The sequence below is a fragment of the Vibrio sp. 10N.261.46.A3 genome, from assembly GCF_041472995.1.
Lineage (GTDB): Bacteria > Pseudomonadota > Gammaproteobacteria > Enterobacterales > Vibrionaceae > Vibrio > Vibrio coralliirubri.
Genome location: NZ_JBFRRH010000059.1, coordinates 1 through 21430 on the forward strand (window position 1 = coordinate 1; position 21430 = coordinate 21430).

General features: G+C 45.1%; 17 protein-coding genes. 5 read left to right on the forward strand and 12 right to left on the reverse strand.

Going from position 1 to position 21430, the window contains the following annotated elements; translation table 11 throughout:
- Window positions 1-1760: cadherin-like domain-containing protein (locus AB4484_RS14315; RefSeq protein WP_372078811.1), on the forward strand; the 1760-nt coding region annotated here is incomplete at its 5' end.
- A 76-nt stretch (window positions 1761-1836) separates the two neighbouring features.
- On the opposite strand, the gene AB4484_RS14320 is transcribed toward AB4484_RS14315, so the two are convergent.
- From AB4484_RS14320 to AB4484_RS14340, 5 genes are all read right to left on the reverse strand, one after another.
- Entirely contained in the window at window positions 1837-2601 is a 765-nt protein-coding gene (locus AB4484_RS14320; RefSeq protein WP_050653397.1) for a transporter substrate-binding domain-containing protein, read from the reverse strand.
- A 243-nt stretch (window positions 2602-2844) separates the two neighbouring features.
- A complete protein-coding gene (locus tag AB4484_RS14325; protein WP_048613936.1) occupies window positions 2845-4611 on the reverse strand; it encodes a sodium:solute symporter family transporter in 1767 nt (588 codons plus the stop codon).
- A gap of 858 nt (window positions 4612-5469) precedes the next feature.
- Complete coding sequence (locus tag AB4484_RS14330) at window positions 5470-6096, reverse strand: bifunctional 4-hydroxy-2-oxoglutarate aldolase/2-dehydro-3-deoxy-phosphogluconate aldolase (RefSeq protein ID WP_017069898.1); 627 nt, start codon at window positions 6094-6096, stop codon at window positions 5470-5472.
- 73 nt (window positions 6097-6169) lie between these two features.
- Complete coding sequence (locus AB4484_RS14335) at window positions 6170-7102, reverse strand: sugar kinase (protein ID WP_017061485.1); 933 nt, start codon at window positions 7100-7102, stop codon at window positions 6170-6172.
- Between the two features lie 34 nt (window positions 7103-7136).
- Window positions 7137-7472, reverse strand: coding sequence for a cupin domain-containing protein (locus tag AB4484_RS14340; protein ID WP_009846518.1), 336 nt, complete (start codon window positions 7470-7472; stop codon window positions 7137-7139).
- A gap of 333 nt (window positions 7473-7805) precedes the next feature.
- Here AB4484_RS14340 and AB4484_RS14345 point away from each other — a divergent pair, with 333 nt between their 5' ends.
- The 3 genes from AB4484_RS14345 to AB4484_RS14355 all read left to right on the forward strand — a co-directional run bounded on the left by AB4484_RS14345 (window position 7806) and on the right by AB4484_RS14355 (window position 13435).
- Entirely contained in the window at window positions 7806-9995 is a 2190-nt protein-coding gene (locus tag AB4484_RS14345) for a heparinase II/III family protein (protein WP_050633390.1), read from the forward strand.
- 2 nt (window positions 9996-9997) lie between these two features.
- The gene (locus AB4484_RS14350; RefSeq protein ID WP_048607077.1) at window positions 9998-12151 is read left to right on the forward strand and encodes a heparinase II/III family protein; all 2154 of its coding nucleotides are present in this window, start codon (window positions 9998-10000) and stop codon (window positions 12149-12151) included.
- Window positions 12152-12637: 486 nt separating this feature from the next.
- Complete coding sequence (locus AB4484_RS14355; protein WP_372078870.1) at window positions 12638-13435, forward strand: fumarylacetoacetate hydrolase family protein; 798 nt, start codon at window positions 12638-12640, stop codon at window positions 13433-13435.
- Between the two features lie 98 nt (window positions 13436-13533).
- On the opposite strand, the gene phnE (AB4484_RS14360) is transcribed toward AB4484_RS14355, so the two are convergent.
- The 4 genes from phnE (AB4484_RS14360) to phnD all read right to left on the reverse strand — a co-directional run bounded on the left by phnE (AB4484_RS14360) (window position 13534) and on the right by phnD (window position 17159).
- Window positions 13534-14364: a phosphonate ABC transporter, permease protein PhnE gene (gene phnE / locus AB4484_RS14360; protein ID WP_372078814.1), complete on the reverse strand. Its 831-nt coding sequence runs from the start codon at window positions 14362-14364 to the stop codon at window positions 13534-13536.
- A 10-nt stretch (window positions 14365-14374) separates the two neighbouring features.
- On the reverse strand, window positions 14375-15229 hold the full coding sequence (gene phnE, locus AB4484_RS14365; RefSeq protein WP_052878558.1) for a phosphonate ABC transporter, permease protein PhnE: 855 nt from the start codon (window positions 15227-15229) through the stop codon (window positions 14375-14377).
- Window positions 15226-16044: a phosphonate ABC transporter ATP-binding protein gene (gene phnC / locus AB4484_RS14370; protein WP_372078816.1), complete on the reverse strand. Its 819-nt coding sequence runs from the start codon at window positions 16042-16044 to the stop codon at window positions 15226-15228. The genes phnE (AB4484_RS14365) and phnC overlap by 4 nt, the downstream gene beginning before the upstream one ends.
- A gap of 158 nt (window positions 16045-16202) precedes the next feature.
- Window positions 16203-17159: a phosphate/phosphite/phosphonate ABC transporter substrate-binding protein gene (gene phnD / locus AB4484_RS14375; RefSeq protein ID WP_048607068.1), complete on the reverse strand. Its 957-nt coding sequence runs from the start codon at window positions 17157-17159 to the stop codon at window positions 16203-16205.
- Window positions 17160-17425: 266 nt separating this feature from the next.
- Here phnD and AB4484_RS14380 point away from each other — a divergent pair, with 266 nt between their 5' ends.
- A complete protein-coding gene (locus AB4484_RS14380) occupies window positions 17426-18142 on the forward strand; it encodes a FadR/GntR family transcriptional regulator (protein ID WP_122081665.1) in 717 nt (238 codons plus the stop codon).
- 241 nt (window positions 18143-18383) lie between these two features.
- Here AB4484_RS14380 and AB4484_RS14385 read toward each other — a convergent pair whose 3' ends face one another.
- From AB4484_RS14385 to AB4484_RS14395, 3 genes are all read right to left on the reverse strand, one after another.
- Window positions 18384-19883 carry a tripartite tricarboxylate transporter permease gene (locus tag AB4484_RS14385; protein WP_059020531.1) on the reverse strand — a complete coding sequence of 500 codons (1500 nt, stop codon included), beginning with the start codon at window positions 19881-19883 and terminating at the stop codon, window positions 18384-18386.
- 9 nt (window positions 19884-19892) lie between these two features.
- Window positions 19893-20348, reverse strand: coding sequence for a tripartite tricarboxylate transporter TctB family protein (locus tag AB4484_RS14390; protein ID WP_059020529.1), 456 nt, complete (start codon window positions 20346-20348; stop codon window positions 19893-19895).
- A gap of 88 nt (window positions 20349-20436) precedes the next feature.
- Window positions 20437-21363, reverse strand: a complete 927-nt coding sequence (locus AB4484_RS14395) for a tripartite tricarboxylate transporter substrate binding protein (RefSeq protein ID WP_059020527.1) — start codon at window positions 21361-21363, stop codon at window positions 20437-20439.
- Between the last annotated feature and the right edge of the window lie 67 nt (window positions 21364-21430).

Here is a 21430-nt window from a genome sequence, read left to right on the forward strand (position 1 = left end):
GCCATGTGCAGTATGGAAACACTTATACCGTAGAAGACGATGGTACAACCAACGGCGTAAATGATTTCCTAACGGATACCGCTGAAATAAGCGTTGTGGTAACGGAAGTGAATGATCAGCCAGTGGCAACGGACATCGACTTGGGCACCATCCTTGAAGAAGGTCAGCTAATCATCAAAGAGGAAGATCTGATTGGCGCAACGAGTGACCCAGAGAACGACACGATTACCGTAACGAACTTGGTGCTCGATCAAGGGCAAGGCACATTACAACGCTTTGAAAACGTGGCTGGTGCGGATGACAACTCGATCAATGGACCATACTGGGTATTTACCGCAGCGGATGAATATAACGGTGATGTTAAGTTCACCTATACCGTAGAGGATGATGGTACCACCAATGGTGCCAATGACTTCTTGACGGATAGTGCTGAAATCAGTGCTGTGGTGCAAGGTGTCAACGATACGCCTGTTGTTAATGGTGACAGTGTCACCTCTCTTGCCGACGAGGATGCCGGTCAGCTATTGAGTGGTATCAATGTCAGTGACCCAGATTATGTGGATGCATTTTCGAATGACCTAATGACAGTCACACTGACGGTGGATTACGGCACATTGAACGTAGCTCTCCCGGCAGGGACGACGGTGATGGTTAACGGGAACAACACCGGTTCGGTCATCTTAGTCGGTACTCTGAGCGATTTGAACGCACTGATTGATACGCCAACCAGTCCAACTGGCGTTTACCTCGATGCGAGCTTGTCTCCAACCAATAGTATTGGATTAGAAGTCATCGCTAAAGACAGCGGAAACCCTTCAGGTATCGCGATTGAAACTGCGCCAGTGGTGTATAACATCGCGGTGACACCTGTGGCGAATACGCCAACCTTGTCTATTGACCCGGCATTCAACTATGTGAGAAACATTACGACCAGCTCATCTGTGGTCGCTAATAGTGGAGTCGCTTTAGTCGGAATTGTCGCTGCATTGACGGATATTACTGAAGAGTTGACGTTGAAGCTCAGTGATATTCCGGACGGCGTTGAAGTAACCAGTGATGCGGGTACGGTTTCGCTGGTGGGTGATACTTGGATAGCGACGGCTGATGCGATTGATAGTCTCAGACTCGTCGAGCAACCATCAGCTGGTAAGCCGTTAACTCCGGGTAATTACACGTTGAAGGTTGAGGCGGTATCTGAAGAAACGGACAATAACGATATTGCGATATCTCAAAACATTGATCTAAACCTCAATATAGTTGCGAACCCAATAGATCTCGATCTGTCTTCTGAAACAGACGATGTGCAACTTTTAGCGAGTAACTTTGATACTAACCTCACTGGCGGATCAGGAAATGACCGACTTGTGGGTGGATCGGGTGACGATACGCTGGTTGGCGGTGGAGGCTCAGACATTCTGACTGGTGGCGATGGTATGGACTCGTTCGTATGGCTTAACATCGAAGATGGTGTTGAAGATACGATTACCGACTTTGATTTGTCGGAAGGGGACAGTATTGATTTGAGAGAAGTGTTGCCGGAGCTTAAAAATACATCTCCAGACATGACCGCGTTGCTACAACAGATAGACGCGAAAGTGGACGGGGATGACATTGAGCTTACGATCAACCCGGATGGCTTAGGTACTACGGAACAGGTGATTGTGGTTGAAGACCTTGCGCCACAGCTAACCTTAAGTGGCACCATGCCTTCAGACATCCTAGATGCGCTAGTACAGCAAAATGTGATAACTCACGGTTAAGCGAACCATTAAACCATAACGAAAGAGGCCAGCATTGCTGGCCTCTTTTTTGTTACGGTATAAACTGAAAAAGACGTTACTTAAGAGAGTTGTGGATCAGGAACTCTTCTTCAACACCTTTCAACTTCATTTCATCCATAATGAAGTTCACCGTGTTCAACAAACGTTGTTCACCTTTAGGAATCAGGTAGCCGAACTGACTGTTGGTGAATGGAGTTTCGCAGCGTGCCGCTTCAAGACGTTCGTCAGTTACTTGATAGAATAGACCTTCAGGCGTTTCTGTCACCATCACATCAACTTTGCCTTCTGCTACTGCTTTCGGTACGTCGAGGTTGTTCTCGTAACGTGTGAAGCTCGCGTTTTGCAAGTTCGCGTCGGCAAAGATCTCGTTAGTACCGCCAATGTTCACGCCCACACGAACAGAAGAGAGGTTCACTTTCTCAATGCTGTCGTACTGTTCTGCGGTGCCTTTCGCAACCAAGAAACACTTACCAAAGGTCATGTAGCCTTGAGTTTGTTCCGCATTTAACTGACGCTGCATTTTACGTGTAATGCCGCCCATTGCGATGTCGTACTTATCGTCGTCTAGATCGGCCAGTAGATCTTTCCATGTGGTACGAACAATCTTCAATTCAACGCCTAATTGTTCCGCGATGTGCTGTGCAACGTCGATATCGTAGCCAGAGTAGCTTTTACCATCGAAGTAAGAGAAAGGCTTGTAGTCGCCAGTAGTGCCCACACGCAAAGTGCCTGATTTTTGAATGTCTTCTAGCTGGTCAGCTTGTGCGACACCAGAAAGTGCCAGAGCAATGGAGGCAAGTAATAGTGATGTTTTTTTCATTGTAATTGTCTGTTGTGTTTGTGTTGTCATTCAAAGTAACAGAAACAATCAGAGAAAGAGATCAAACCATTGGAAAGGTTGGAAAAGAAGATAAAACGAGGGCAGGAGATAGGTATTTCTACGCTTTATGCGCATTAATCGAGATGCGTTTCATATTCTATTTTGATAAACCGAAGACAAACAAAAAGCCCATGTTATCGAATAACATGGGCTTCATTTTGGTTTAGCTGTTTAGCTGTTTAGCTATTTGGCAACTGACTCGTTGTTCATCTTAGCCGGAGCTTTAGATGCGTTAACCAGTAGGATACCAACGGTTAGTACCATCGAACCACATAGTAGGAACAATAAGCGTCCTGTTGGTTCGTTTGGAATCAGAGCCATTGCTAGAATACCGAAACCGGCTGTGCTGATAAGCTTACCAAGCATTGAACGCTGTTTAGTATCTAGGTTTTGTTGCTCTTCGCCTTCCGCTACAAGCGGCGTGTTCCAGTTAGTGAATAGTTGGTCAACTTCTTTCTCACGCTCTGGCGATAGGCCTTTGTAGAAGCGAGAAGTCATGATGAAGTAACCACCTGTGAACACTACGTGAGCAGCTAAGCTAAGACCGACTTTCAAATCGCTCCATTCACGGCCTGTAAGCGCTGTTTCTAGACCAAATAGGTTCTCGATGTCTTCTGCTTGAAGAGAGATACCGAAGATGTAAGAAACGAAACCACCAACCACTAGAGTAGACCAACCAGCCCAGTCAGGTGTCTTACGAATCCACATACCTAGTAGTACAGGGATAAGCATTGGGAAGCCAATCAACGCACCTACGTTCATTACGATATCGAACAAGCTTAAGTGACGCAGAGAGTTAATGAATAGACCAATCGCGATGATGATAATACCCATCATGATAGTCGTTAGCTTACTTACAATAACCAGCTCTTTCTGAGTCGCATTTTGACGAAGAATCGGGCTGTAGAAGTTCATTACAAAGATACCAGCGTTACGGTTCAAACCTGAATCCATAGAAGACATCGTTGCAGCGAACATTGCTGACATAAGAAGACCAACCATACCTGCTGGCATTACGTTTTGTACGAATGCTAGGTAAGCAGCATCACCGGCTTTGTCGCCCATTGATGTGTATTGCTCAGCGAACTCAGGCATGAATGCACTTACGTACCAAGGTGGTAGGAACCAAATTAGTGGACCAACAACCATAAGGATACATGCTAGGCCTGCCGCTTTACGTGCGTTTTCACTGTCTTTTGCACATAGGTAACGGTAAGCGTTGATGCTGTTGTTCATTACACCGAACTGCTTCACGAAGATGAATACAACCCAAAGGATGAAGATGCTCATGTAGTTTAGGTTGTTACCTAACATGAAGTCGCCGTCGAAGTTAGCAACGATGTTAGTTAAGCCGCCACCGTGGAAGTAAGCTGCTACCGCACAAGTGATTGTCACGGCCATGATTACAAGCATTTGCATGAAGTCAGAAGCAACAACCGCCCAAGAGCCGCCTGTTACTGCCATCAATACTAGAACCATACCCGTTACCACAATGGTAGCTTCCATTGGGATGTTGAATACTGCTGCTACAAAGATCGCTAGACCGTTTAGCCAGATACCTGCAGAGATAAGGCTGTCCGGCATACCTGCCCATGTGAAGAATTGTTCAGACGTTTTACCAAAGCGCTGACGAATAGCTTCGATCGCCGTTACCACACGAAGTTGGCGGAACTTTGGAGCGAAGTACATATAGTTCATGAAGTAGCCAAAAGCATTGGCTAAGAATAGGATTACAATAACGAAACCGTCATTGAACGCGCGTCCTGCGGCACCTGTAAACGTCCATGCTGAAAACTGTGTCATGAAGGCAGTTGCACCAACCATCCACCACAACATTTTGCCGCCCCCTCTGAAGTAATCACTTGTAGAGGTGGTGAACTTACGGAACATCCAACCAATCGCGATTAAAAAGAAGAAGTAGGCGAGAACAACAAAAGTATCAATAGTCATCTTTTCAGCCTTTTAAATATCATAATTAACTGGGCTTAGATTAACGCGTCCCAAGATTTATTTGTACTACAATATGTCTTTAGTATGATCTAGGTCGCATTGATTTTTCGGGCTCTAATGCATAACCTCGTAAGTGCTTGTTTTGATTGTATTTAAATGTGCGTGCATTTTGTTTGAGATCTAAAATAAATTGAGGGTTAAATGTTTATATGTATTACAATATAAGCAAAAGCGCTTACTTTGCCGTATCTATAAGATTTTAATTATAACCGTAACAAATGTGCTACAAATTGGTGTGTTGTGCGACGACATTCACGTTAATTTGGAACCCTATACTGAAAACTTTTGTATTGAGATTTCAAGTGTAGCTCATTGTTTTCACTTCGCTATTTTCTGTTTATCTACGGCTATGAAGCCTTTCTATGCTATTTATTCATTTTTTCGTGCCATAGAGGTGCGTATTTGGAATTTTTGTCACTGAGTGGGCGTTAAACTGGACGGGCGGAACACACTTTCGGCTCACTTTGTCTATTGTGGTCTTCAGTGCATGCTATGAGAGATGTTTGACGACGTATCGAAAAGGAACATTGCTGGATAAGGGGCTGGATAAGAAGCTGGATAGGCATAGGGGGCACCAATAACGCTTCGTTAGATGTGTGCTGAAGTCGATTGAAAGCTTACATTACTTGTTATTGCCTGTCTTAGTCACGGAGCTGTGCGAACCCATAGAGAGAAAGGCGATAAGGTGTGGGGAAACAGAACGTTGATTGAGCGTGTTTTACGGTTAGTCAGCGCAATAAACGCCAGATAACAAAAAGCCCCACCGAGGTGAGGCTTCATCACTAAATCTAAAATAGATTAAGCGTTAACGTGATCAACTGCGTCACGAACCAGCTTGCCTAGCTCGTCCCACTTACCTTCGTCGATAAGGTTAGTTGGAACCATCCAAGTACCGCCACACGCAAGTACAGAAGGGATTGATAGGTATTCATCAACATTCTTCAAGCTTACGCCACCAGTAGGCATAAATTTAACAGGGTAAACCGCTGTTAGTGCTTTAAGCATGCCAGTACCGCCAGAAGGCTCAGCAGGGAAGAACTTCAACGTGCGAAGGCCCATTTCCATTGCTTGCTCAACTAGGCTTGGGTTGTTAACACCCGGTACGATTGCAACACCCTTATCGATACAGTATTGAACAGTGCGAGGGTTGAAACCTGGGCTTACGATGAAATCAACGCCAGCTTCGATAGATGCGTCAACTTGCTCGTTAGTCAGTACAGTACCTGAACCAATTAGCATGTCTGGGAATTCTTTACGCATGATGCGAATCGCTTCGATTGCACATTCTGTACGTAGCGTGATTTCTGCACATGGCATGCCGTTTTCAACAAGTGCTTTACCTAGAGGGATAGCGTCTTCAGCACGGTTGATAGCGATTACAGGAATTACTTTTAGGTTTGCTAGTTGTTCATTTAATGTCGTCATGAATTCTTTCTCACGTTAAATGTGGGCTTGCTTTCAATTAAGCAAACCCTTGATTAATAGTTAAAGTGCGTAATTATAGAGACAGATCAGGCGTCGCTTCTAGAGGAATGATAGCACCTGGATGCTGAATCACAGTTCCTGCCACAATATGACCTGCTAACGCTGCATCACGTGCATTGCCACCGCTTAAGCGCTTAGCTAGGAAGCCCGCGCTGAACGAGTCGCCAGCCGCTGTAGTATCAACAATGTTGTCTACTGGGTTTGGAGCAACGTACTGAGCGCTTTGGCTCTCAACCACTAGGCAGTCTTTAGCACCACGTTTAATGATGATCTCTTTCACACCAGATTCAGACGTACGTGCAATACACTGTTCAATGCTTTCGTCGCCATACAACTCTTGCTCGTCATCGAACGTCAATAGAGCCGTGTCTGTGTACTTAAGCATCTTCAAGTACCAAGAAATCGCTTCTTGTTGGCTTTCCCAAAGTTTTGGACGGAAGTTATTGTCGAAGAATACTTGGCCGCCTTGAGCTTTAAATTTGTCTAAGAAGTTGAATAGCTGCGTGCGTCCATTCTCTGTCAAGATAGCAAGCGTAATACCACTTAGGTAAACCGCATCAAAAGAGAATAACTTATCAAGTAGAGCAGGTGTGTCTTCCTGGTCAAACATGAATTTTGCTGCAGCATCATTACGCCAGTAGTGGAAACTGCGTTCACCAGTTTCATCGGTCTCGATGTAGTAAAGCCCTGGTTGTTTGTGATCAAGCTGAGCAATTAAGCTAGTGTCGATACCTTCCGCTTGCCACTTTTCTAACATGTCGGTACTGAATGGGTCAGTGCCTAGTGCTGTTACGTAGCTCGTGTTGATATCTTGCTCTTTTGTTAAGCGAGACAAGTAAAGTGCAGTATTTAGTGTGTCGCCACCGAAACTTTGCTTAAGCCCGTCTTGTTTCTTTTGTAGCTCAACCATGCACTCGCCAATGACCGCGATGTTTAATGATTTCATATGCTTACCTTAGCAACTGAGGTTGCGCTAGTTATTATTTTAGGAAATCTTCACGCGCAGGGTTGAAGATATCAAGAAGGATGCTGTCTTGCTCTAGTGCAACGGCACCGTGCATCATGTGTTTACGAGCGAAGTAAGCATCGCCTTCTTTAAGGACTTTCTTTTCGCCTTCAATCTCAGCTTCGAAGCTGCCACGAACTACGTAACCGATTTGGTCATGGATTTCGTGAGTATGAGGGTGGCCAATCGCGCCCTTATCAAAACATAGGTGTACTGCCATTAGGTCGTCAGTGTAAGCAACGATTTTACGCTTAATGCCGCCACCAAGTTCTTCCCATGGGTTTTCATCTAGGATAAAGAAAGAGTTCATTGTGTATCTCCTAATCTGTTTAAATCTTTTAAGTGTTACTTAACTTGCATCCATCATAAGGGAACGAGTCCAATTGTAATACAATATATCTAAATTTGTGTGATATTGATCAAGCGATACTTTATATAGCGTAAATAAATCAACAACTTAATAAATGGCCGATATTTACCATTAGTCAGCTACATCAATGACTTATAGTCAATTGTGTGACTCTACTCATCATTTAGCCACGAATAGGTATAATTAAAGCTCATATTGTATTACTTTATATGGAGTTTGAAAATTTAATCAAAGTTTAAGCAGATAAACTCTTTATTGAGGGTGACAAAGAATATGACGACTAAACCAGTATTGTTGACTGAAGCAGAAATCGAGCAGCTTCATCTTGAAGTGGGCCGTTCTAGCTTAATGGGCAAAACCATTGCAGCGAACGCGAAAGATCTAGAAGCATTCATGCGTTTACCTATTGATGTCCCAGGTCATGGTGAAGCCGGGGGTTACGAACATAACCGCCATAAGCAAAATTACACGTACATGAATCTAGCTGGTCGCATGTTCTTGATCACTAAAGAGCAAAAGTACGCTGACTTTGTTACAGAATTACTAGAAGAGTACGCAGACAAATACCTAACGTTTGATTACCACGTACAGAAAAACACTAACCCTACAGGTCGTTTGTTCCACCAAATCCTGAACGAACACTGCTGGTTAATGTTCTCAAGCTTAGCTTACTCTTGTGTTGCTTCAACCCTGACACAAGAACAGCGCGACAATATTGAGTCTCGCATTTTTGAACCAATGCTAGAAATGTTCACGGTTAAATACGCACACGATTTCGACCGAATTCACAATCACGGCATTTGGGCAGTAGCGGCTGTCGGTATTTGTGGTCTTGCTCTTGGCAAGCGTGAGTACCTTGAAATGTCGGTGTACGGCATTGACCGTAACGACACTGGCGGCTTCCTAGCGCAAGTTTCTCAGCTGTTTGCACCTTCTGGTTACTACATGGAAGGTCCTTACTACCACCGTTACGCGATTCGCCCAACGTGTGTGTTCGCTGAAGTGATCCACCGTCATATGCCTGAAGTGGATATCTACAACTACAAAGGTGGCGTGATTGGTAACACAGTACAAGCGATGCTTGCGACGGCTTACCCGAACGGTGAGTTCCCGGCTCTGAATGATGCTTCTCGTACTATGGGTATCACAGACATGGGTGTTCAGGTTGCAGTAAGTGTTTACAGCAAGCATTACTCTTCTGAAAACGGCGTAGATCAAAATATTCTTGGTATGGCGAAGATTCAAGATGCGGTATGGATGCATCCATGTGGTCTTGAGCTATCTAAAGCTTACGAAGCGGCTTCTGCTGAGAAAGAAATCGGCATGCCTTTCTGGCCAAGTGTTGAATTGAACGAAGGCCCTCAAGGTCACAACGGCGCACAAGGCTTTATTCGTATGCAGGATAAGAAAGGTGATGTTTCTCAACTTGTTATGAACTACGGCCAACACGGTATGGGTCATGGCAACTTTGATACGCTGGGTATTTCTTTCTTCAACCGTGGTCAAGAAGTACTGCGTGAATACGGCTTCTGTCGTTGGGTGAACGTTGAGCCTAAATTCGGCGGCCGTTACCTAGACGAAAACAAATCTTACGCTCGTCAAACAATTGCACATAACGCAGTAACGATTGATGAAAAATGTCAGAACAACTTTGACGTTGAGCGCGCGGATGCAGTACATGGCTTGCCACACTTCTTCAAAGTAGAAGACGAGCAAATCAATGGCATGAGCGCATTTGCTAACGATCATTACGAAGGTTTTGACATGCAACGCAGCGTGTTCATGCTAAACCTTGAAGAATTAGAATCTCCGCTACTATTAGACCTTTACCGTTTAGATTCTGAGAAAGGCGGCGAAGGCGAGCATCAATACGACTACTCACACCAATATCAAGGTCAGATTGTTCGCACTAACTTTGAATACCAAGCAAACAAAGAGCTGAACACGCTAGGTGAAGACTTCGGTTACCAACACCTATGGAACGTGGCAAGCGGTGAAGTGAAGGGCACAGCACTGGTAAGCTGGCTACAGAACAACACCTACTACACGTGGCTAGGTGCAACGTCTAACGACAATGCTGAAGTTATCTTTACTCGCACTGGCGCTAACGACCCAAGCTTCAACCTACGTTCAGAGCCTGCGTTCATTCTACGCAGCAAAGGCGAAACAACATTGTTTGCTTCTGTTGTTGAAACGCACGGTTACTTCAACGAAGAATTCGAGCAATCAGTTAATGCACGTGGTGTTGTGAAAGACATCAAAGTAGTGGCTCACACGAATATCGGTTCGGTAGTTGAGATCACCACAGAGAAATCAAACGTGACAGTGATGATCAGCAACCAACTTGGCGCGACTGACAGCACTGAACACAAAGTAGAGCTTAACGGCAAAGTATACAGCTGGACAGGCTTCTACTCAGTAGAAACAACTTTAAACCCAGAATTAGCAGAGCAGGGGAAATAATAATGAGCTATCAACCACTTTTACTTAACTTTGATGAAGCAGCAGAGCTTCGTAAAGAACTTGGCAAGGATAGCCTTTTAGGTAACGCACTGACTCGCGACATTAAACAAACTGACGCTTACATGGCGGAAGTTGGCATTGAAGTACCTGGTCACGGTGAAGGCGGCGGTTACGAGCACAACCGTCACAAGCAAAACTACATCCATATGGATCTAGCGGGTCGTTTGTTCCTTATCACTGAGGAAACAAAGTACCGTGATTACATCGTTGATATGCTAACAGCGTACGCGACGGTATACCCAACACTTGAAAGCAATGTGAGCCGTGACTCTAACCCTCCGGGTAAGCTGTTCCACCAAACGTTGAACGAGAACATGTGGATGCTTTACGCTTCTTGTGCGTACAGCTGTATTTACCACACCATCTCTGAAGAGCAAAAGCGTCTGATCGAAGACGATCTTCTTAAGCAAATGATCGAAATGTTCGTTGTGACTTACGCACACGACTTCGATATCGTACACAACCACGGCTTATGGGCAGTGGCAGCGGTAGGTATCTGTGGTTACGCGATCAACGATCAAGAGTCTGTAGACAAAGCGCTTTACGGCCTGAAACTAGACAAAGTAAGCGGCGGTTTCTTAGCACAACTTGACCAACTGTTTTCGCCAGACGGCTACTACATGGAAGGTCCTTACTACCACCGTTTCTCGCTACGTCCAATCTACCTGTTTGCAGAAGCGATTGAACGTCGTCAGCCTGAAGTTGGTATCTATGAATTCAACGATTCAGTGATCAAGACAACGTCTTACTCTGTATTCAAAACAGCATTCCCAGACGGTACATTGCCAGCTCTGAACGATTCATCGAAGACAATCTCTATCAACGATGAAGGCGTTATCATGGCAACGTCTGTGTGTTACCACCGTTACGAGCAGACAGAAACTCTGCTTGGCATGGCTGATCACCAACAAAACGTTTGGGTTCATGCTTCAGGTAAAACATTGTCTGACGCTGTTGATGCAGCAGATGACATCAAAGCATTCAACTGGGGTAGCCTGTTTGTAACCGACGGCCCTGAAGGCGAAAAAGGCGGCGTAAGCATCCTTCGTCACCGTGATGAGCAAGACGACGACACAATGGCGTTGATCTGGTTTGGTCAGCACGGCTCTGATCACCAGTACCACTCTGCGCTAGACCACGGTCACTACGATGGCTTACACCTAAGCGTATTCAACCGTGGCCACGAAGTGCTGCACGATTACGGCTTCGGTCGTTGGGTAAACGTTGAGCCTAAGTTTGGCGGTCGTTACATCCCAGAGAACAAGTCTTACTGTAAGCAGACGGTTGCTCACAACACAGTAACGGTTGATCAGAAAACGCAGAACAACTTCAACACAGCATTGGCTGAGTCTAAGTTTGGTCAGAAGCACTTCTTCGTAGCAGACGACCAGTCTCTACAAGGCATGAGCGGCACTATTTCTGAGTACTACACTGGCGTAGACATGCAACGCAGCGTGATTCTTGCTGAACTTCCTGAGTTCGAAAAACCGCTAGTAATTGATGTGTACCGCATCGAAGCTGACGCTGAGCACCAGTACGACCTACCAGTTCACCACTCTGGCCAGATCATCCGTACTGACTTTGATTACAATATGGAAAAAACGCTTAAGCCGCTAGGTGAAGACAACGGTTACCAACACCTATGGAACGTGGCTTCAGGCAAAGTGAACGAAGAAGGTTCTCTAGTAAGCTGGCTACATGACAGCAGCTACTACAGCCTAGTAACCAGCGCGAATGCGGGCAGTGAAGTGATTTTTGCTCGCACTGGTGCTAACGATCCAGACTTCAACCTTAAGAGTGAGCCTGCGTTCATCTTACGTCAGTCTGGTCAAAACCACGTGTTTGCTTCTGTACTAGAAACGCATGGTTACTTTAACGAGTCTATCGAAGCCTCTGTAGGCGCTCGTGGTCTAGTTAAATCAGTATCTGTTGTGGGCCATAACAGTGTCGGGACTGTTGTTCGCATTCAGACTACTTCTGGTAACACTTACCACTACGGTATTTCAAACCAAGCTGAAGACACGCAGCAAGCAACTCACACTGTTGAGTTCGCGGGTGAGACATACTCGTGGGAAGGATCATTTGCTCAACTGTAAATGATTAATACCAATCACAGTAAGTAAGTGAGCAGAAATAGCGCAGGAAAAAAGCTTGAGAACAAGGCAGAATTTTTCGATAAGTAGTTATTCTACAATCAAAAATTCTAACGAAGTTATCGAGCTTTTTAACAAGCTAGGGTGGCCAGTTATTTACTACGATTGGTATCACACGCAAGTTATTTAACGATTGCTTGTGTTGATGTGGTGCTTTGCGGGAACGAAGCATCACATTGAATTCAGTCGTGATTGCAAAATCGTTCGTTGATACCAACAACGACTGAATACATCGGGAATAAGTCAAACCGAGTAACTCATGCGAGTTGCTCGGTTTTTTTATGCGTGCTGCTTTTATAAGAAGTGGGAGAGAGGATGGGGCAACGGAGCTTCCCTTTTCCTTCGAATCTTACAGAGTGGGCTAAAGTATAATTTAGGATTTAAAAATGAAGGGATTCAAGGATGAAGTGGTTATTGGCAATAGTTACGATGTCTGGCGTCGCATTGGCGGCAGAAAATAACAGTGTTGAGGTGAGCAGTGAGCATTTTGTCCGTTATCAATACCAAGACAAAGTCAGCTATGGAATGCTAGACAATGACGTTGTGTTACCGGTCAGCGGCGATATCTTTGGAGAATATTCGGTAGCAAAAAATTCGATCCCGTTAGAGTCGGTTGAGGTGTTACTGCCGACAAAACCAGAGAAAGTTTTCGCTGTCGGGATGAACTTCGCTAGCCACTTAGCCTCACCTGCCAATGCACCACCGCCGATGTTTCTTAAACTTCCTTCTTCTTTGATTCTCACGGGCGAAGTGATTCAAGTGCCACCAAAAGCAAGAAACGTTCATTTTGAAGGCGAGCTGGTGGTTGTGATTGGTAAAGAGCTCAGCCAAGCCAGTGAAGAAGAAGCCGAGCAAGCGATCTTTGGTGTCACGGTGGGCAACGATATTACGGAAAGAAGTTGGCAAGGTTCGGATTTACAATGGCTCCGAGCGAAAGCTTCCGATGGTTTTGGCCCGGTTGGCAACACAATTGTGCGCGGCATTGATTACAACAATGTTGAGTTGACCACTCGTGTTAACGGCAAGGTGGTCCAACAAGAAAATACTTCGTTCATGATTCACAAACCACGAAAAGTCGTGAGCTATTTGAGCCACTATTTTACCCTCAAACCGGGCGATCTTATTTTTATGGGAACGCCAGGTAGAACCTATGCTCTGTCCGACAAAGATCAAGTGAGTGTCACGATTGAAGGGGTAGGGACTGTGGTAAACGAAGTGCGGTTCTGATGGTGAAAAATGTTTATTACGTTTCAACAAACGAAAAGCCTACTCACTGAGTAGGCTTTGGTCCTAACTAACCGTCTATTTGACGTTGTTTTTATTATTTAGATAAGGGCTTTTCTTGCTTTGGCTGCCACCCATTCGGAGAAGATGACCGTCACTAGAATCGCACAGAAAATCACAGTCACTTGAGGCCATGCCAGCATCGCCATCGATTCTTGTAATTTCAAGCCGATACCGCCAGCGCCGACCAAGCCTAAAACCGTAGACTCACGAATATTGATATCCCAACGGAACAAGCTCGTGCCGATGAAGCTTGGCATCACCTGCGGAAGAATGCCGTAGTTCAACACTTGCAGCGGAGAAGCTCCGGTCGATTGGATTGCTGACATCTGTGTTGCGTTCACTTCTTCAATCGCTTCGTACATTAACTTCGCCACGAAGCCAATTGAACGTAGTGCTATCGCAATGATACCAGCCAACAAACCTGGGCCGATGATTGCTACCAACAACAACGCCCAAATTAACGAGTTGATTGAACGACTTGCTGCGATGATGAACAGCGCGATAGGTCTGATAAACGTCATGCTTGGCGTTGTATTACGTGCCGCTAAGAACGCAACTGGAAACGCGAGTACGATCCCTAACAGTGTGCCAAGTGTCGCGATGTTAATGGTGTCCCGCAACGGACTCCAAAGAGACTCTAAGTAGCTCCATCTTGGTGGCCACATACGTGAAGAGATATCAGAAAATTGGTTGGGTGAGTCAGTTACAAAGTACCAAATCGTATCTTTGTTCATGACTTGCCATGCGAATACTGTCAAAGCAACAAAGCAAAGCCAGCCTAGCCAAAGCATTAGGCTCTGTTTACTGTCGTAACGCTGCCATTGGGTACGATTGATGGCGCTTGTCGGTGTTTCATTTAGCGTGCTCATTGGTCGTTCCTTACTGCACATGCTTACGGATGATGGTTGATAGGTATTCACACAACATCACAATCACGATAATAATCAATAGAATAGCAGCTGCTGCGCTGTATTCGTAACGGTCCATTGCTGTGTTTAACGTTGCGCCGATACCACCTGCGCCAACAATGCCAATCACGGCTGACTCACGAAAGTTGATGTCGAGTCGGTACATCGAAAGTCCGATGAAGCGCGGCATCACCTGTGCTTGAATTGCGTAATTCACCTGTTGTAACCAACTCGCGCCCGTTGCACGCATTGCGGTGAGTGGTGCTGGGTCAATGGCTTCAATTTCATCGGCAAACAGTTTTGCGAGAAAGCCGATGGTCGCGAAGGTGAGCGTGACAAAACCCGCAAACGTACCAAAGCCAAATAGAGCAACACACAGAATCGCTACGATGATTTCTTGTAAGCTACGAGCAACCGAAATAAACGCACGACAGAATAGGTAAACGGGAGTAGGGGCAAGGTTTTTCGCTGCGCCTAATCCGAATGGGATAGAAAGAAGGACACCCGCCACGGTCGATGTCAGGGTCATGGTTAAACTTTCAATCAAACCTTGTGAGATGTTGTTCCAACGGCCACCAAAATCTGGGTTCATGAAAGCCAAAATGAACTGCCAGCCGCGTTCGCTGCCTTCGTAAATTCGAGTCCAGTTGACGTGTACCGATTGAGTCGCGAGGTACAAGTAAACCGCGACAATGATGATTAAGCTCCAGCGTAGCCATGGGCTAGAAATCAGTGGCGGCTTTGTCCACTGTGTCGGGTATTGTTTGGAATTCTGTTTTCCTGACTTTAAATGCTGCTGAACTTGATTTGGATATGGTTGAGTCATATTGTTGCCTCAGACAGGCGAGGGCTCGTGATGATGAGGTCATCGGACTCTTCTTCTGCTTGTTGACTCCAGTCTTCCTCACCGTAGATTTGCGTTAAAACATCTTCAGTGAGCAGATTTGGTTTGTCATCAAAAACGACACAACCTGCATTTAAGCCGACAACACGGTCAACAAACTGCTTTGCTAATTGAACATCGTGAATATTGATGATGGCAGGGAGCTGTTGCTCTGAACAAATCTCACTGATCAGTCGCATGATTTGGCGCGCAGTACGTGGATCAAGTGCGGCCGTTGGTTCATCAATCAACAGTAATTTCGGTTTCTGCGCAAGTGCACGTGCAATACCAACACGTTGGCGCTGACCACCCGACAGAGCATCGGCCCTTTTATTGGCGTGTTCTAATAATCCAACACGGTCGAGTAGGGCATAAGCGGCTTGGATATCCGATTCCGGGAAACGACGAGTAAAGCTTTGCCAGAAATTCACGTAACCCAAACGCCCTGAAAGTACGTTTTCCATCACCGTTAAACGCTCAATCAGCGCGTACTCTTGGAAAATCATCCCGATTTCACGGCGTGATTGTCTCAATTGTCGCTTAGACAGCGTTTCTAGATTGGTATTGGAAAAGATCACTTCGCCGCTGGTGGGTTCGGTGAGCCGATTAATACAACGGATAAGCGTTGATTTACCCGCACCAGATGGACCAATTAAACCAACCACTTCACCGGCATTGACCGACAAGCTAACGTTGGTAAGGGCTTTATCAGAACTGGAGTAGTGCTTGGTAAGCCCTTTAAGGGTAAGAGTAGACATAGAATTCCTATAAGAGCGGTGTACTAAGAGTTCGCCTGAGACAGGCATGGAAAGTAAACCGGAAAGAGTGGTGAATAACTGCAGGCGATTACACCTGCAGTTAGTTTTATTTGTGTGTAATTGGCTTGTTAGTTCGGTTGAACTGTGCCTAGATTGAACTAGCTACACGTGTAAGAGACTTTGTTTGCCGTATCGATAGTGCGGATCACTTCCCAGTGCTCTTTGTAAGTAATAGGAACGAACTGCGCTTCCCCGTTACGTTCAAACTCTTCTTGAAGCTTTGTGCCTTCCCAATCGAAAGTGAAGAACGCTTTTTGAATCTTCTCTTGTAGCTCTGGCGTCAGGTTGTGTGCTGTGCCGTAAGCGGTAGTCGGGAAGGTTTGAGACTTGTAGATGCTCTTGATTTGGTCTTCTTTCACAACATCGCGTGAAAGCATGCGGTTCAATACTGAGTTAGCAACTGCTGCAGCATCGTAATCTTTGTGCGCCACACCCAAAATCGAGTTGTCGTGTGCGCCAGAGAATGCTGGTTTGAAATCTCGGTCAGGTTGAAGTTGGTATTCAGCGTCCAAAATCGCAGAAGGTGCTTTGAAGCCAGAGTTAGACGTTTGTGATGTGAACGCTAGGTTCTTATCTTTTAGGTCTTCCACTTTCTCAATGCCAGAACCTGGGTAAGTGATGATTTCCATTTCATAACCGAAAGAGCCATCTTCTGCAGCCATCATTGTGAATGGGGCAAAGCCTGCACAGTTAACCGCTAGTGGTGTAGAACCTGTGTTGAAACCTGCGATATGTAGGCGACCTGAACGCATTGCTTCAATTTGAGCTGCGTTATTTTGAACAGGGAAGAAACGAACCGTTTTTTCCGTTGTTTTTTCAAGGTGGCTCAAAAACTCGCTCCACACATCAGCGTATACTGCAGGATCTTCAACTGGCGTATAAGCAAAAATTAGCGTGTTTGGGTCAACCCATTGTGATTCATCTTGAGGAACATCAGCAACCAAGTTGCCAGAGCGATCTTCGTATCGTGTATCCATTGCTAATGCAGAACCAGAAAAAATCAGCGCAGCAGTAATAGCGCTCTTAAGCGTGAGATTTGTTTTTGTCGGTTTCATTATTTCAGTCCAATTGAGTGATTTCTTGGGAAGGGAGTATAGAAATCGAGGATGACAGAACCGATGCGTTTTGATGACGGATTTATGAATGGTGTAACATAATGTTTCTAGCTGTGTGGAATCGGATGCTTTATAAGTGTTTGATTCATTGAGTAAATTAATAAAGCACGACTCGTTGCTATTTTACTTCATTGGCGCTAGGTTGAAATCCTGTTATAGTGATCCTTAAATAATACATAAACATAACATATAAAATAAGTGAACTTATGGTTAGCACTTTTAATTCAATCTCGGGCTCGAAGCGCAGCCTGCACGTGCAAGTAGCGCGTGAAATCGCTCGTGGAATCTTGTCTGGTGAACTGCCACAAGGTTCTATTATTCCTGGTGAAATGGCGCTGTGTGAACAGTTTGGTATCAGCCGTACGGCACTTCGTGAAGCTGTTAAACTACTGACTTCTAAAGGTCTGTTAGAGTCCCGCCCGAAAATCGGTACTCGTGTAGTAGATCGCGCATACTGGAACTTTCTTGATCCTCAACTGATTGAATGGATGGATGGTCTAACCGACATAGACCAATTCTGTTCTCAGTTTTTAGGCCTTCGCCGTGCGATTGAACCTGAAGCGTGTGCATTAGCTGCAAAATTTGCGACTGCTGAGCAACGTATTGAGCTTTCAGAGATCTTCCAGAAGATGGTTGAAGTGGATGATGCAGAAGTGTTTGACCAAGAACGTTGGACAGACATCGATACTCGTTTCCACAGCTTGATCTTTAATGCGACAGGTAACGATTTCTACCTGCCATTTGGCAATATTCTGACTACCATGTTCGTTAACTTCATCGTGCACTCTTCTGAAGAGGGCAGCACATGTATCAATGAACACCGTAGAATCTATGAAGCGATTATGGCTGGCGACAGTGAAAAAGCTCGTACAATGTCAGCTGCTCACTTGCAAGATGCTAACCACCGTTTAGCTACAGCGTAATAGAAGTGATTTAAAGTGTATCTGAGCCATCTCACATTGAGATGAATAGCCCACGTTCAGAAAAACGACTTATAAAGGTATGCCAAGTGCATGCCTTTTTTATTGTCTGTTTTTTGCAGAAATTGATTATTTATTGTGTACTAAAAAGCCAGAGACGTAGGTCTCTGGCTTTAGTTTTTTAACGTTTAGGTCATAAGTTAAATGCGATGTCTTAACCGCTATCCATTGAGCAAACAGTCAACTATAGACATTGTTCAGTTTCCTTTTGTTTCTGCTTCTTCTTCATTTTTAACGTTGAATAAACAGAGAATATAGCCAACACGATAAACGCGAGTGCAATAGGGCGTTCATAAAGGAAAGACCAACTGCCATCGTACATCAACAGTGATTTCCTCAGGTTTGTTTCTGCCATTGGACCTAAAATGATCGCAAGCAGAATAGGCGAAGATGGAATATCCAATTTAGTTAAGATAAAGCCCAACAGACCGAAACCGATCGCAATACCCACATCAAACATCGAGTTGTTAATCGCGTAAGCACCAACGATCGACAAGAAGACAATAATTGGGATCATAATGATCTTGGGTACTTCAATGATGCGGCAGAAGAAACGAATACCAAGTAAACCAATCACTAACATCACAAGGTTAGCAACCAACATCGAGCTAAATACGCCATAAACCACTTCTGGGCTTTGGGCAAACAGTAGAGGCCCAGGTGTTAAACCTTGAACAATGAGTGCGCCTAAAAGAACCGCTGCCACAGCATCCCCCGGAACGCCAAGTGTTAACAATGGAACCAACGAACCACCCGTTACACCGTTGTTTCCAGATTCGGCCGCTGCTAGACCTCGTACTGATCCTTTACCAAACTCTTCGGGGTTTTTCGATGAACGTTTTGCTTCGTTGTAACAAACGAATGCTGAAATATCAGCACCTGCACCCGGTACAGAGCCGATGGTTGTTCCCATCAAACCACTTTTTATTGCGGTTGGTAGCATTTCTTTAAGGTCGCCTTTGCTCAACAGTTTATGGTCAAACTTCGGCGCGACGACTTTCTTCTCAGAGAACAGTTTTTCTAACTGGTTTAATGCTTCAGATAGAGCGAACAGACCAATCAAAACAGGGATGACATTGATTCCGCTATAGAGATCCATGATGTCAAAAGTAAACCTTGGCACACTGCTGATTGGGTCGAGCCCAACGGTCGATACCAATAGTCCAATCGTACCCGCAAGTAACCCTTTAAAGATGTTGTTCGAAGAAACGCTCGCAATGATAGTTAAACCAAACAGAGCAAGTGCGAAGTACTCTGGTGCATTAAAACGCAGTGCAAAGGTCGCCAGTTTAGGTGCAATTGCAATAAGGACGATAGTACTGAGTAACCCGCCAATAAATGAAGCAACAGCCGAAATACTTAATGCTCTTGCTGCTTGCCCTCTAACAGCCATGGTGTGGCCGTCGAGTACACTTGCTGCAGACGCTGGTGTCCCCGGTGTTTTAAGCAGTATTGCGGCTATTGAACCACCGTAAATGCCACCAATGTATACACCAATTAACATCACGAGGGCTGACGTCGGTTCCATGCCAAAGGTAAATGGCAGGAGAATCGCAACGCCCATCGTCGCCGTTAGGCCGGGTAGTGCGCCTAGAATTACGCCACCCAGTACGCCAAAAACAAGGACAGGAAGCACTGCAAAACTAACAGCTGTTGCGAGACCATCGATTAGATATTCAAACATTATGACCTCCTATGACCAGGTTGCTTCAGGAAGCGCGATGTAAAACACCTCGCCAAACAAATAGTAAACCGCAAACACAAAGACAACGGCGACAACGTAGTAAATTGGCTTCTTAACTTTGAAGTAAACGAGGTAGAACATAAATGCAATCAAACTCGCGTAAAGGTAGCCAACCACACTGATGAGTAATGCGTATCCGATAAGAAAGACAACGCCGAAGATAGACATCTTGCTTATCATCGCTTCTTGTTGTTCTGAGACGCCTTTGAGTTTGTGTTGAACGATGAGAACAATACAGATAGCAATTTGGGCAATCACAATCATCATCGGGAAGAATTTTGCATCAACACTTGCATCTTGATACATCGGACGATCAAACTGAGTAATCAACGCGAGTGCGATTGCGCTCAATATGATGATTATGGAAGGGAAAACGACATTCCGATTTAAGTTGGCGTTAGACATAGAATTTACCCCTAAAAAGTAAAGCAAGGGAAAGATACAAACTAATAACAAAGGCACAACTGATAAAAGTTGTGCCTCCGAACAGAGGTTATTGAATTAATTGAGTCAGTGATTTTGTATCTTCTGCGACAAACTCAGTGAAGGCTTTGTCATCAAGGTTGTGAATCGTCATTGCACCTTTCTCCATGAAAGATTTGAACTCTTCACTTGCCATTGCTTCATCAAATGCAGCACCCAGCTTCTCGATTACTGCATCAGGTGTATCTTTTGGAGCACCAATACCGCGCCATGTACCTGTTACTACATCAATGCCTTGCTCTTTCAAAGTAGGAACATCTGGAATGTACTGAATACGTTCTTCAGACATGACACCTAATGCTTTTAGTTGGCCTGAACGAAGTTGAGCGATAGCTTCACCAGGAGTAACCATAGTCACGTCTGTGTGATGACCTAATACAGCAGGAATTGCTTCAGATGCACCGTTGTAAGGGATAGCGTTGAGTTTAATATCTTGGTCTTTTTCAAGGGACATTAAGTAGAAGTTTGGCGCAGCGGTTGAAGCAAATTTCACGCTACCTGGGTTTTCTTTGGCTTCTTTAATCAGATCATTAATGGTGTTGTATGGGCTATCTGCTGCAACTAATACGACCGCTGGGTCGAGGTTTACTAAGCGAATGAGTCTAAAATCGTCTGCCGTATGGCGCATCAAACCCATTTGAGGAAGCGAAGCGATTTCACGAGTGACCACTGTTAACGTGTAGCCATCAGCACGCTGCTGGGCACCAAAGCTCATTCCAACGGCGCCAGCTCCACCCGTACGGTTCATGATTGAAATGTTCTGCCCTAGAATGTCTTTCGCACTATTTGCAAGGGTACGGCCAACGGCATCTGTACCGCCGCCCGCGCCAAATGGGACAACTAAGCGAATGTTTTTGCTTGGGTAGTCTGCTGCAAACGACGTTGCAGAAACAAGTATGCCGGCAGCCAGCATGATGGATTTCAATAATTTACTCATATTAAGTTCCTTCTGTTTCTAATTATTAGCGATATGTTTTTGTAGGGTTTTCTGCTTTTTCTGCTTT